12 protein-coding genes are annotated in these 12,936 nt (G+C 53.0%); all 12 read left to right on the top strand.

All coding sequences use genetic code 11. The features are described from left to right. The first annotated feature begins 255 nt into the window (after positions 1-255). Positions 256-1,611, top strand: coding sequence for an RIP metalloprotease RseP (rseP, locus tag G8770_RS01360; RefSeq protein WP_167180975.1), 1,356 nt, complete (start codon positions 256-258; stop codon positions 1,609-1,611). A 229-nt stretch (positions 1,612-1,840) separates the two neighbouring features. After that, entirely contained in the window at positions 1,841-4,438 is a 2,598-nt protein-coding gene (gene bamA, locus G8770_RS01355) for an outer membrane protein assembly factor BamA (RefSeq protein ID WP_167181377.1), read from the top strand. Between the two features lie 126 nt (positions 4,439-4,564). Beyond that, complete coding sequence (locus G8770_RS01350) at positions 4,565-5,071, top strand: OmpH/Skp family outer membrane protein (RefSeq protein WP_243760229.1); 507 nt, start codon at positions 4,565-4,567, stop codon at positions 5,069-5,071. A gap of 91 nt (positions 5,072-5,162) precedes the next feature. Beyond that, complete coding sequence (gene lpxD / locus G8770_RS01345) at positions 5,163-6,206, top strand: UDP-3-O-(3-hydroxymyristoyl)glucosamine N-acyltransferase (RefSeq protein ID WP_167180963.1); 1,044 nt, start codon at positions 5,163-5,165, stop codon at positions 6,204-6,206. A 20-nt stretch (positions 6,207-6,226) separates the two neighbouring features. Continuing rightward, positions 6,227-6,664, top strand: coding sequence for a 3-hydroxyacyl-ACP dehydratase FabZ (gene fabZ / locus G8770_RS01340; protein WP_167180959.1), 438 nt, complete (start codon positions 6,227-6,229; stop codon positions 6,662-6,664). A 25-nt stretch (positions 6,665-6,689) separates the two neighbouring features. Further along, positions 6,690-7,460, top strand: coding sequence for an acyl-ACP--UDP-N-acetylglucosamine O-acyltransferase (lpxA, locus tag G8770_RS01335; RefSeq protein WP_243760213.1), 771 nt, complete (start codon positions 6,690-6,692; stop codon positions 7,458-7,460). A 264-nt stretch (positions 7,461-7,724) separates the two neighbouring features. Next, positions 7,725-8,873 (top strand): lipid-A-disaccharide synthase, encoded by a 1,149-nt coding sequence (lpxB, locus tag G8770_RS01330; protein ID WP_167180954.1) that lies wholly within the window; start codon positions 7,725-7,727, stop codon positions 8,871-8,873. Positions 8,874-8,946: 73 nt separating this feature from the next. Continuing rightward, positions 8,947-9,552: a ribonuclease HII gene (gene rnhB, locus G8770_RS01325; RefSeq protein WP_167180952.1), complete on the top strand. Its 606-nt coding sequence runs from the start codon at positions 8,947-8,949 to the stop codon at positions 9,550-9,552. 91 nt (positions 9,553-9,643) lie between these two features. Next, the gene (locus G8770_RS01320) at positions 9,644-9,964 is read left to right on the top strand and encodes a YbjQ family protein (protein ID WP_167180950.1); all 321 of its coding nucleotides are present in this window, start codon (positions 9,644-9,646) and stop codon (positions 9,962-9,964) included. Then, the gene (locus tag G8770_RS01315; protein WP_167180948.1) at positions 9,964-10,431 is read left to right on the top strand and encodes a YbjQ family protein; all 468 of its coding nucleotides are present in this window, start codon (positions 9,964-9,966) and stop codon (positions 10,429-10,431) included. The genes G8770_RS01320 and G8770_RS01315 overlap by 1 nt, the downstream gene beginning before the upstream one ends. Before the next feature lie 129 nt (positions 10,432-10,560). Continuing rightward, the gene (locus G8770_RS01310; RefSeq protein WP_167180946.1) at positions 10,561-11,568 is read left to right on the top strand and encodes a M48 family metallopeptidase; all 1,008 of its coding nucleotides are present in this window, start codon (positions 10,561-10,563) and stop codon (positions 11,566-11,568) included. A 232-nt stretch (positions 11,569-11,800) separates the two neighbouring features. Next, positions 11,801-12,811: an aspartate carbamoyltransferase gene (locus tag G8770_RS01305; protein ID WP_167181375.1), complete on the top strand. Its 1,011-nt coding sequence runs from the start codon at positions 11,801-11,803 to the stop codon at positions 12,809-12,811. Positions 12,812-12,936 lie beyond the last annotated feature (125 nt).

The raw sequence follows: 12,936 nt of genomic DNA, 5'->3' as shown, positions 1-12,936 counted from the left end.
CCTGAAATACGCTCTAAGCGGAGCTATTTAAGTTATTTTGACAAAAGTTGAGTATCAGCGGCCAGTTTTCTGGGCTTGTGCTGGTACAGGCAGTGCGTTTCATTCAAGGTTGGTGATGGGCCTTGAGTCGGGATAGACTGGGAAGAGATTCGAGAGTGCAGGGCGGTAGTTGCTGCACTCGCAACGCTGTCAGATGATTGCGGCTGACAATATTGATTTATGTCCCGGGTGGCATACAGGTAGAGGTCTTACTGAGTGGATAGTGTTCTGACAATAGTGTGGTTCCTGGTGGCCTTGGGCGTACTGGTGACCTTTCACGAATTTGGTCACTTTTATGTGGCCCGCCGCTGCGGTGTTAAGGTGCTGCGGTTTTCGGTGGGGTTTGGCAAGCCGCTTTACACCTGGCGCGACAAAACCGGTACGGAGTTCACGTTGGCGGGAATTCCCCTGGGCGGTTACGTCAAAATGCTGGATGAGCGCGAAGGTGACGTTCCGGACGAGCTGCTGGATCAAACGTTCAATCGCAAAAGTGTGTGGCAGCGTATCGCTATTGTCGCGGCTGGCCCGGTGGCCAATTTTATCCTGGCGATTTTACTGTTCTGGGTGATGTTGATGCCGGGAACCACCGATGTGGCTCCGGTAATCGGCAAGGTGGAGCCCAATTCGGTGGCGGCCGAAGCCGGACTGGTTGCCGGGCAGGAGCTGCTGGCGGTGGATGGTGAGGCGATCAATACCTGGCAGGACCTCAATCGTCAATTGATGCGCCGCCTGGGTGAGAGCGGCACCATGACGTTTACCGCCAAATACGCGGATTCCACGCTGGAATACAAGTCGGAGGCGCACCTTGATGAGTGGCTGAAAGGGGAAGACGAGCCAGATCCGGTGAAAGGTTTGGGTATATCGCTGTGGCAGCCTACGTTTGAAGCGTTGGTTGACAAGGTCATGGAAGGCAGCCCTGCGGAAGACGCAGGACTGCAACCTGGCGACTTGCTGATCGCCGTGGATGGTCAGCCGCTCGAAGACTGGATGGCGCTGGTTAAGTATATTCAGGCGCGGCCGGGAGCCGAGATGCAAGTTGAATTCGAGCGAGGGGGTCAGCTTCAGACCGCGAATCTGACCGCGCGAGCGGTAGAGACTGAGGATGGCCGACAAGTCGGGCAAATAGGCGTGATGCCGGTGCGCCCGGTGTGGCCCGAGTCGATGCTGCGCAAGCAGGAATACACTCTGGTTGGTGGTTTTGTTAAATCCGTACACAAAACCTGGGAAACCTCCGGCTTCATTTTGTTGTCCCTTAAGAAGTTGATTTTTGGGGAAATTTCCACGAAAAACTTGAGTGGACCCATCACCATTGCTAAAGTGGCGGGCGCCTCTGCTAAAGCAGGAATGAGCTACTATGTTGGCTTTCTGGCCTTACTCAGTATCAGTCTCGGGGTGTTCAATTTGCTGCCGATTCCCGTGCTGGACGGGGGACACCTTTTCTATTACCTGATTGAGGTGGTAAAGGGCAGTCCGGTGTCTGAGAAGGTGCAGATGGCCGGCTATCAGGTTGGATTGGTACTTGTCATGGGGTTGATGGTGTTGGCCCTCTATAACGATGTCATGCGTCTCTGACCAACATTTTAAGTACAGGGGGACGGTTCGTTGCCCTGCTTCGCCAGCGAGAAAGAAAGAGACTTAACTATTTAAACGATACTTTGCATTTTTGACCGCCGATCCGTTTGGTGGGGGCCTTTTATTGTGTCATGGCTTTCAGGCCGTTGACGGTGAGAGGAATTACCCGGGTTGGTCAGCAAGGATTGCCCAGTAAACATTTGTGAACAATAAAATTAGAACCCTGTATATGAAGCGTTTCAGTCTACTTTTGATCAGCCTTATCGTATTCCCGCTCGCTGTGAACGCGCAAAGCTTCAGGGTGAATGATATTCGCCTGGAAGGTTTACAGCGTGTATCTGCGGGGACTGTGTTTGCGGCCTTGCCGGTGCAAATTGGTGAAACGATGGATTCTGTTGCCATCCGCAACGCAACACGTTCACTGTTCCGCACCGGGTATTTTGAAGATATCCAGATTGGCCGGGACGGCAATGTGCTGGTTATTGGGGTTAAAGAGCGCCCGGCGATCAGTGAAATCGAAATCGAAGGCAACAAGGCGATCAAAACTGAAGACCTGATGAAAGGCATGACCGATAACGGCTTATCGGAAGGCCAGATCTTCAAACAGGCCACTCTTGAGGGGCTGACTCAGGAGCTGGAGCGACAGTACGTCGCCCAGGGTCGATACAGCGCCTCGGTGAAGACCGAAGTCATTGATTTGCCCCGCAATCAGGTCAAATTAAAGATCTCCGTGGATGAGGGTTCCGTCGCTTCGATCAAACACATCAATGTGGTGGGGAATAAAGCCTTCAGTGATGAAGAGCTGGGCGACTTGTTTGAGCTGAAAACCACCGGTTGGTTGTCCTGGCTGAACAGTAACGATCGTTACTCCAAGGAAAAACTGACCGGTGATCTGGAGCGCCTTGAGTCTCATTACCTTGATCGCGGCTATCTGAAATTCAACATTGATTCCACACAGGTGTCTCTGAGCCCCGATAAAGAGGCGGTATACATTACCGTGAACATTACCGAAGGCGATGTTTACACGGTCAGTGATGTCGAGTTAGCGGGTGACCCGGTGGTGCCGGAAGAGCAGATCAAGCGCTTGTTTTTACTGCGTGAAGGTCAGACTTTCTCACAGGTCCTGATGACCACCACCTCAGATTACATTACCCGCCGTCTGGGTAACGAAGGCTATACTTTTGCAGAAGTGCGCGGTATACCCGAGCTTAACGATGACGACAATACGGTCAAAGTGACCTTTTTTATGGACCCGGGCAAGCGCGCGTACGTGCGACGCATTAATTTTCGGGGCAATACCAAAACCTCCGATGAAGTTTTGCGTCGCGAAATGCGTCAAATGGAAGGCGGCTCGGCCTCTACGGCGCGCATTGAGTCCTCCAAAGTCCGATTGGAACGCCTGGGCTTCTTCAAAGAAGTGACTGTCGATACCAAAGAGGTGCCTGGTACATCCGATCAGGTGGATGTGGAATATACTGTAGAAGAACAACCTTCCGGCAGTATTGGCGCAAGTTTAGGCTTTGCACAGGGTTCAGGTCTGGTGTTGGGCGCGAATATCCAGCAAAACAACTGGTTTGGTACGGGTAAACAGGTGGGCTTCAACGTCAGTACCTCGACCTACCAGACAGTCTACAGCTTTAACTACACTGACCCTTATTTCACGCCGGATGGTGTGAGCCGTGGCTTTAATGTCTTCTTCCGCGAGCGGGATTTTGAAGAAGTGAACGTCTCGAGCTACACCACGGACTCCTTCGGCGCCTCTATGAACTTCGGTTACCCGATTTCTGAAACGGAACGACTGAATTTTGGTTTTGGGTATACCAACATCTCTATTGAGACCGGGGCTTTTGCAGTCAAAGAGATTATTGGTTCTCCGCGCCTGTTTGATGAAAGCGTCTACAAAGATGAATACATCACGGTGGATGATTACGAGGATATTCTGAACGGCCTGGCGAATCCGTGTTCAAGTTGTGGTTCGGATTATGACGCCACCTTGCCTTCGGTCAGCACGATGGACATCACTGACGATCTGTTGCGCGAGAGCCCGGAGGGCTGGATTGATGAGAACGGAGACAGCTTTGATATTTTCAACCTCAATGCCAGCTGGAGACAATCGACCCTGAACCGCGGTCGTCTGGCAACTCGCGGTGCCTCGCAATCCCTGTCTTTTGAATTGAGTTTGCCCGGTGGTGACCTGGAATATTACAAGCTGATCTACACCGCTCAGTATTTCCAGCCATTGACGAGAAGCCTGACGTTGCGCTTGCGCACTAAGCTGGGTTACGCGGACGCCTATGGTGATACCACGGAGCTGCCGTTCTTTGAGAACTTCTACTCAGGCGGTTTTGGTTCCGTGCGTGGCTTTAAGCGCAATACACTGGGGCCTTTGGCTACTCCTGCTGACGTCTATACCACGGTGGCTTACGACTCTGATGGTAATGGCACCAATGACTCACTGGTTTATGTACTGGGTGATGATGGCCAGTTAGCGTCCAGAGTGATCGATAATGATGACGATCCCTTCGGCGGCAATATTTTGATTGAGGGTAGTGCTGAAATACTCTTCCCTATGCCGTTTATCAAGGATCAGCGTTCGCTGCAGTCGGCCTTTTTTATTGATGCCGGTAACGTATTCGACACCGACTGTGGCGAAGAGCAGCTGAATTGCTATGATGTGGATCTCAATAAGTTGAGTGTTTCTGCGGGTATTGGTGTGACCTGGATCACCGGTTTCGGCCCGCTCACGTTCAGTGTGGCTAAAGCGCTGAAAGAAAATGAGTACGACGATACCGAGTTCTTCCAGTTCTCACTGGGTACAGCATTTTAAAAGCCGGGTACCAATGGCAAAGAACAACGTTGGTATCAATGTATTGTGGCGCCGAGTCTGTCTCCCGTGAGTAGGGGGCGCCTGGCGCCGGATGAAGATTATAATTGGAGTTAAAGGGTGAAAAATATGATGAAGAATATTTCAGTGGCTTTGTTGGCGCTTGTGTTTTCTGTTGCCGCTGTAGCCGCAGACAAAGTGGCTGTGATTAATATGCAAGCCGCTATCATGCAGACCAAGTCTGCTCAGAAGAGCTTGCAGACCCTGGAGGCGAATGCAGATTATGCCGCTATGAAAGCTGAGTTTGAAAGCTTGCGGGCGGATATGATCAGCCTCAATAAAAATGCACAGAAGAACAGTGTGACCTGGACGGATAAACAAAAAGCTGAACACCGTAAGCAGATGGAATACAAAGCAGCTGATATGAAATTGATTGAGCAAAAGCTCAAGGCTGAAAGTGGTTCTGTGGTTCAGTCCATCATGCAAGCACAGGGTGCTAAAGCCAAAGCGGCTCTGCAGGACCTGGTTAAAGAAGAAGGCATTGGTTTGTTGTTGGATAGCAGCGTTGCATATTACGCCGACAAAAATTACGACCTGACCGCCAAGTTGACTGCGAAGCTGAACAAAGCCAAGTGATTTTGATTTGCCCTCCTGCGGTATTACCTGGCCGGAGGTTATAGATCAGCCGTCTGATGATGGCTGATGTCGCTCTTCCAACGGAAAACAAATGACTCCAACTCGTGTATGGAACTTACGGGCTTTGGCCGACTTGATTGATGCCGACTTGGACGGCGATGAGTCGTACAAGATTACCAGCCTCAATACGCTACAAAGCGCCGACTCGCATGAGTTGGCGTTTCTTGCCAATCCAGCTTATTTAAAACACTTATCAGATACGTCAGCAGGTGCGGTGATTTTAAAGCCCGATATGGCTGACAGTTACGCGGGCAATAAACTGATCAGTGATAACCCATATCTTGCTTACGCGACCCTGACCGCTTTATTTGATCCTGCTCCTGCGGCTGCAAGCGGCGTTCACCCCAGTGCGGTGGTGGCTGCCAGTGCCCGGCTGGGCGAAGGTGTGAGTGTAGGGGCCAATGCGACCATCAGTGCCGGAGTGGTGCTGGGTGACGGTTCGGTTATTGGTGCCGGCTGTTTCGTGGGGGAAGATACGTCTATCGGTAAAAACTCGCAGTTGCACGCCAATGTGAGCGTGTATCATGGTGTCAGCATTGGCGACGATGTCAATTTGCACAGTGGTTGTGTGGTGGGTGCCGATGGCTTTGGTTTTGCGCCAAGTCAGCAAGGGTGGGTGAAAATTCATCAACTTGGCGGCGTGGTCATTGGTGATCGTGTCGAAGTTGGTGCCTGTACGACAATTGACCGTGGCGCGCTGGACGATACGGTCATTGGTGATGGCGTTATCATTGATAATCTCGTTCAAATCGCACATAACGTGAAAATTGGCGAAAATACCGCAATAGCTGGCTGCACAGGTATTGCAGGCAGTGCGACGATTGGACGAAACTGTACCATTGGCGGGGCCGCGTGTATCAAGGGACATATCACTATCGTCGATGGTGTTAATGTGAGCGCGACGTCTTTCGTCAATAAATCCATATTGGAGGCGGGTTCCTACTCATCCGGAACTGTCGCTACTCAAACAAAGACGTGGCGAAAAAACGCAGTCCGCTTTGGTCAGCTGGACCAATTGGCGAGCCGTTTATCCACATTGGAAAAAATTGTCTCTTCACCCGGTGAAGAGTCGTAGTAACCTTTAGGATTAAGTCCATGATGGATGTCAGAGAAATTCGCGAGTACCTTCCACATCGTTACCCGTTTTTGTTGGTCGATCGGGTGGTGGAACTGGTTGAAGGTGATGTGATTCGGGCGTATAAAAACGTCTCTGTTAACGAGGACGTTTTCAATGGTCATTTTCCTCAAGCGCCTATTTTTCCAGGCGTGTTGATGGTTGAGGCCATGGCTCAGGCGGCCGGTATTCTGGGCTTTAAAACCCAGAATAAAAAGCCTTCTGACGGTTCTATTTATCTGTTTGCCGGAGCTGATAACGTCCGTTTTAAGCGTCAGGTGACTCCCGGAGACAGATTGGACCTGGAAGCTAAAGTGGTTTCCGAGAGACGGGGTATCTGGAAATTTGAGTGTCGTGCAACGGTAGATGGGACGCTTGCTGCTTCAGCTACTATTTTGTGTGCCGATCGCGTTGTCTAGGGACATACAGTCTAAGGAAACTCAGTTGATTGATCCAAGAGCTATTATTGATCCCTCAGCGCGCTTGGCGGAAGGTGTTAGTGTTGGCCCGTGGTCCATTATTGGGGCGGGAGTGGAGATTGGTGCAGGTACGATTATCGAACCGCATGTGATTGTGAAAGGCCCGGCCTACATCGGTGAGAATAACCACATCTTTCAATTTTCCAGCGTCGGTGAAGCTACACCGGATTTGAAATATAAAGGCGAAGAAACCTGCGTTCGCATTGGTGACAACAACGTCATTCGCGAAGGGGTAACCATTCATCGCGGCACCGTTCAGGATCGCAGTGAAACGTCGATTGGCCATAACAATTTGATTATGGCCTATGCCCATGTTGGCCATGACAGTGTCATTGGCGATAATTGTATTTTGGTGAATAATGCCTCGCTGGCGGGGCATGTGCAGGTGGGCGATTGGGCGATTCTTGGCGGTTACAGCCTGGTGCACCAGTTTTGCAACGTTGGCGCACATTGTTTCACCGGCATGGGCAGCGTCATTGGTAAAGATGTTCCGGCTTACGTGATGGTGAGTGGCAACCCTGCCGCTGCCAAAAGCATTAATTCGGAAGGTTTGCGCCGTCGCGGTTTCACTAAAGAAGAAATTGCGGTGATCAACAAGTGCTTTAAATTGGTGTATCGGCGAGGCCTAACCGTTGACGAAGCATTGAGGGAGCTGGAGCTGCTGGCGATTAATTGTGAGCCGGTGAATCTGCTCATCGAATCATTAAAAAGCTCCACTCGCGGTATTGTTCGTTAACCGTTGAGTGGATGCCACTCATGTTCTCGCTTATGTGGTGATCTTGCCGTTGGCTCAGGGTTCAGAGCTGACGGCAGCAGCAACCGGTCGCTTCCCTCGCCCTCTTTTGTGTTGCGGTATTTTTGGCCGCGATCGCGTTTGGTCCCCATAAGCGCCTCAGTCTGTGATCATGATTAATCGCGGCCACTATGACCGAGCCCTGCCACTATAATTAAGCCCTGCCACTATGATTAAGCTCTGCCACTATGATTAAGTCCTGCCACTATGAGTAAAACAGTTCGCATTGGTATTGTCGTCGGCGAAGCCTCAGGAGATATCCTGGGGGCGGGATTGATGGCGGCGTTGCAGCGCCTTTACCCGGGCGCGGTGTTTGAAGGCATTGGCGGAGAGCGCATGATCGCGGCAGGGTTTGACAGTTTTTACCCTCAGGATCGACTGGCGGTGATGGGGTTGGTGGAGCCGCTTAAGCGATTGCCGGAACTGTTGCGCATCCGCAGCCACCTGATACAGCACTTCAGTGATAACCCTCCCGATGTGTTTATCGGCATCGACTCTCCCGATTTTAATCTCACCATTGAAGAAAAATTAAAGGCTCAGGGGATTAAGACGGTTCACTATGTCAGCCCATCTGTGTGGGCGTGGCGACAAAAGCGTATCGTCAAAATTGCCCGAGCTGTGGATTTAATGCTGACGCTGTTGCCGTTCGAGGCGAATTTTTATGAGCAGCATGGTGTACCGGTGTGTTTTGTCGGACACCCTCTGGCGGATGAAATACCGCTACAACCGGATCAGGTGGCAGCTCGCCAGGAGCTGGGCATCCCGGCGGACGCCAAGGTTGTGGCGTTAATGCCGGGTAGCCGCGGTGGCGAAGTGAAACTGTTGGGGCCGATATTCTGGCAGACGGCGCAGTGGTGCCTGGAGCAAAGTGACGGCCTGCAGTTTGTGGTTCCGGCCGCTAATGCGCAGCGTAAATTGCAGATTGAAGAACAGCTCAGTCACTGTGATTCCTTGCCTCTTACCGTCGTGGATGGTCAATCGCATACAGTGATGGCGGCCGCCGACAGTGTGTTGATGGCCTCGGGAACGACGACTCTTGAAGCGATGCTGTTAAAACGCCCTATGGTGGTGGCTTATAAAATGGGCTGGCTGTCGTACAGTATTATTTCACGTCTGGTGAAAAGCCCGTACATCTCTTTGCCCAATTTGTTGGCGGAGAAGATGCTGGTGCCGGAGATTCTCCAGAATGACGTCACGCCAGCCAGCCTTGGTGAGGCGGTGATGCGATATTTTCATGAACCGCAACACGCGCAGCAGTTACAGCGGGCATTCACCGATATCCACCAACAGATTCGCTGTAACGCCAGCGAGCGTGCGGCCTCTGCAGTGCAGGCATTAATCGAATCCCGGTCTTAAAGCTATACCGCTAACCGTTTTGTGCCATTTTAGTATTCTTTCACCCACTATCACTCACTAGTCAGGAGCTTCCATGGAGCCTTTTATCAGTTGTTACAGCGGCGCTTTGGCTGCGGGTGTCGACGAGGTCGGGCGCGGCCCGTTGGCGGGGGATGTGGTCACCGCAGCGGTGATTCTGGACCCTCTGCAGCCTATCGAGGGGCTCAATGATTCCAAAAAGCTGACAGAGAAAAAGCGTGAGCAGTTGTTTGAAGAAATACAGCAGAAAGCCAAAAGCTTTTGTATTGCGCGTGCCAGTGTCGCCGAGATCGATCAGATTAATATTCTGCAAGCGAGTCTGTTGGCGATGAAGCGAGCGGTCGAGGGTTTGTCCATACAGCCGGAACATGTATGGGTGGATGGTAATAAAATTCCTCAGTGGTCTTATCCGGCGGAAGCCATTGTCAAAGGCGACAGCCGGGTGGCAGCGATCAGCGCGGCTTCGATTCTGGCCAAGGTCACCCGCGACCGGGAAATGGTTGCTTTTGATAAGATTTATCCGGGTTATGGTTTTGCGGGGCACAAGGGTTACCCCACCAAAGTTCATATGGCCGCTGTCGACAAACTCGGTGTGACCCCCATTCACCGCACGTCCTATGGCCCCATCAAAGCCAAATTGGAACAAATCGCCCTGTTTTAACCGCCTATTCAGTAGCCGACATGGCGTCTTTTAAGGCCGGCGGCAGAGGTGTAAAGTAATACTCAACAAAATAACGATGACAGGGAAAACTATGTTAATCAGCAACATTGAAGTCGTACCGGGCAAACGCGTTACCCAGCATTTGGGTTTGGTGCAGGGCAGCACTGTGCGCGCCAAGCATGCGGGTAAAGACCTGATGGCCGGGTTTAAGAACATCTTTGGTGGGGAACTCAGCAGTTACACCGATTTGCTGCAGGAGTCTCGCCAGGAAGCCATTGACCGCATGACCGCTCAGGCGCAAAGCATTGGGGCAAATGCGGTGATCAATGTCCGTTTCGCCACCTCGGCGATTGCGGCGGGAGCGTCAGAAATCCTGGCCTATGGCACGGCAGTGACCTTGGAAGATCGCTGATGGAGGCCCTGTTACAGCTGGGTGTTTTTCTGACTCTGCTGCTGTGTGGTTATGTTTTCGGACGCCGGGCTGAGCGCAAGCACTATCAGAGTATTTTTCAAAGGGAAGATGAGCTGCGCCACATCGTGGTCACCACCGAGCGCGTGCCTGAGCCCGAATTTCTGCAACACCGCTTTCACCTGGTGAATGGCAGCGTGGTTATCTCTGTTGATTATTTTAAAGTGGTCGCAGCGGGATTGCGCAGCCTGATCGGTGGGCGCATTACGGCTTACGAATCGTTGCTGGATCGGGCGCGGCGGGAAGCGTTACTGCGCATGCAGGAGCAGGCCCGCACTATGGGTGCCGAGACCATCATCAACACCAAGTTTGAAACCAGTCGGGTTTCCGGTAATGCTGGTCAGGGGCTCGGCTCCATGGAAGTGCTGGTGTACGGTACGGCCTTGATCCCCGTCGGAGGGCGGACTTAACCCTGTTGCGGCGAGTGTCCGGTAACGGTTTCGAATTGCCGACAGTTGCGATGTTAGCAGTATCAACATCTGTGAGCGCAAGGGCGGGCTTACAGCCGGAGTGAACCTCAGTACTCAAAAGTGGAGCGGATGACCCGATTGCGTGTGAACCCCAAAATTCCGGAGGGCATTAACAGCTCCGCTGAAAACCCGTTGAAAGAGTTTTTGTGGTTGTTGGCGGGGGTGGTGACGACGTTGGTATTGGCGGTCTTGCTGTTCAGTGTGCTGGCGCAGTGGTTGGCCCCGCTCATTCCCTTTCGCTGGGAGCAGGCGGTGACGGAGCTCTTCGAGCAACAGCTGAATGAAGAGTCGCCGCTGAATGAAGAGCCGCCGCGCGAGCCCGAAACAGCAAAGGACGTCGCTTCCCGGGAAGGGGCCACTGCGCACATCAATCCTGCAGTACCGGAGATGCGTCTGGACGAGGTGGACCTTTTTCCGGCTGCGGCCTTGGCGCTTCAAGAGCTGGGTGAGCGCCTGCTGCGGTCTCAGGAGAGGTCTGCTGCCCGGCCCTCGGAGCATATTCAGTATCACTTCCACCTCTTGGCAGAAACGACACCCAATGCCTGGGCCACGCTCGGCGGCCACATTTTTGTGACCACTGGCCTGTTGTCAGTGACGCGCAGTGAAAATGCGTTGGCAATGGTGCTTTCTCATGAAATGGCCCACGTTAATCATCGTCACCCGATACAGTCTCTCAGCCGGGGGGCGCTGGTGCAGTTTCTGTTGTTGGCGGTTTCGGGCGGCCAGAGCGCGTCGGCCTTGAACAGCGTGTTGGGGCAGGCGGGGCTGTTGACCATGTCGAGCTTCAGCCGCGACATGGAGCGTGAAGCGGATGCGGCGGCGGTGCAGGTATTGCTGAGTCACTATGGGCACCTGCAGGGGGCGGACGAATTCTTTCAACAAATGCTCAGTGAACACGGCGACAGCCGCTGGCGTGAATGGACCCAAACCCACCCCAATCTTGCAGCCCGTATCGAGCGACTTAAGAGTCAGGGCGCTATCGTGATGACCGATAGTGGTGGTGAGAGCCAGGGTAAGGGGGCGCCGGCACTGACACCTCTGGATCCGCGTCTCGGCGCCATCGTCACGGCCCCATAGCCATCGTCACAGCCCTTATACTAGCCACGCCAGTTCTGATAAGGTCGTCTCGCCAGCTCTGTAAAGCCGTCCCGCCGGTCTCCGTCAAATCGTTTCGCCAGGTTGTCAGGAAGCCGGGTCCGCTGACCGCAACATGCATCTTTTTACCCGCGTGCTGACAAAATCCGATGGTGGAATGGCGCTGCCAAGGCTACAATTGCAGCGTTTTAATTTGCCATTTTTGAGGTCAACCATGGAATTTACCGGCGCGCATATATTGTCCATTAAACAGTTTGAGCGGGCGGATATTGAGCGAGTTTTCAAGGTCGCTGATTCCATGGAGCCTTACGCGCAGCGGCGGCGAGTGACGCGGGTGCTTGAGGGCGCCATTCTGGGCAATATGTTCTTTGAGCCCAGTACCCGTACTCGCGTCAGTTTTGGCGCAGCATTTAACCTTTTGGGTGGTGATGTGCGTGAAACCACGGGCTTTAAAAGTTCGGCCATCACCAAGGGCGAGTCGCTGTACGACACCGCGAGGGTTCTTTCCGGCTACAGCGATGTGATTTGTATGCGGCACCCGGAGTCGGGTTCCGTGGCCGAGTTTGCGGCCGCCAGCCGTGTCCCGGTGATCAATGGCGGTGACGGTGCCAATGAGCACCCCAGCCAGGCGCTGCTGGATCTTTACACTATTCGCAAAGAGCTGGCGGATCGGGGACGTCCACTGGATGGCTTGCGCATCGCCATGATCGGTGATTTGAAGCATGGCCGTACGGTGCACTCACTGTGCAAGCTGTTGTGTCTGTTTGACAATGTCCACGTCACTCTGGTCTCCCCTCCGGAGCTGGCGATGCCGGAATCGGTGGTGGAAAACATGCGCGAAGCGGGACTGGGCGTGATTGTGTCTGAGGACCTGGCGCACGGTATTGGCCATGTTGACATCGCTTACGCCACCCGTATTCAGGAGGAGCGATTTACCTCCAAGGAAGAGGCGAATTTGTACCGCGGACGCTTTCGGCTCAACCAGGCCATTTACACCCAGTACTGTGAACCCAACACCGTTATCATGCACCCCTTACCGAGAGATTCCCGGGAGGATGCCAACGAGCTGGATAATGATTTGAACCTGAATCCCAATCTGGCCATCTTTCGTCAGGCGGATAACGGTGTGCTGGTACGCATGGCGTTATTTGCGCTGATTCTGGATGTGGTGGATCAGGTGGATGCCTGTGCCCGCGATGTAAATTGGTATTCCGGCAGCCGCTAAGCCGCGTGTTGTTCTTTCGATCGCGCGCTGTTGTTTTGATATGGCTAGGCTTTACGGTGTTAAGTTAACCGATAGGCTCTGCAGCTGCTGACAGGAATGTGAAGTAGGGCGTGGAGCGAGAAGGG

The organism is Pseudomaricurvus hydrocarbonicus, assembly GCF_011602365.1.
Lineage (GTDB): Bacteria > Pseudomonadota > Gammaproteobacteria > Pseudomonadales > Cellvibrionaceae > Pseudomaricurvus > Pseudomaricurvus hydrocarbonicus.
This window is presented reverse-complemented; position numbering and strand designations above follow the sequence as displayed.

Bases quoted from the DNA above. Each gene is read 5' to 3' on its own strand.
- bamA (WP_167181377.1), top strand. From the start codon at position 1,841: ATGAAGCGTTTCAGTCTACTTTTGATCAGCCTTATCGTATTCCCGCTC.
- G8770_RS01350 (WP_243760229.1), top strand. From the start codon at position 4,565: ATGATGAAGAATATTTCAGTGGCTTTGTTGGCGCTTGTGTTTTCTGTT.
- lpxD (WP_167180963.1), top strand. From the start codon at position 5,163: ATGACTCCAACTCGTGTATGGAACTTACGGGCTTTGGCCGACTTGATT.
- fabZ (WP_167180959.1), top strand. From the start codon at position 6,227: ATGATGGATGTCAGAGAAATTCGCGAGTACCTTCCACATCGTTACCCG.
- lpxB (WP_167180954.1), top strand. From the start codon at position 7,725: ATGAGTAAAACAGTTCGCATTGGTATTGTCGTCGGCGAAGCCTCAGGA.
- rnhB (WP_167180952.1), top strand. From the start codon at position 8,947: ATGGAGCCTTTTATCAGTTGTTACAGCGGCGCTTTGGCTGCGGGTGTC.
- G8770_RS01320 (WP_167180950.1), top strand. From the start codon at position 9,644: ATGTTAATCAGCAACATTGAAGTCGTACCGGGCAAACGCGTTACCCAG.
- G8770_RS01315 (WP_167180948.1), top strand. From the start codon at position 9,964: ATGGAGGCCCTGTTACAGCTGGGTGTTTTTCTGACTCTGCTGCTGTGT.
- G8770_RS01310 (WP_167180946.1), top strand. From the start codon at position 10,561: ATGACCCGATTGCGTGTGAACCCCAAAATTCCGGAGGGCATTAACAGC.
- G8770_RS01305 (WP_167181375.1), top strand. From the start codon at position 11,801: ATGGAATTTACCGGCGCGCATATATTGTCCATTAAACAGTTTGAGCGG.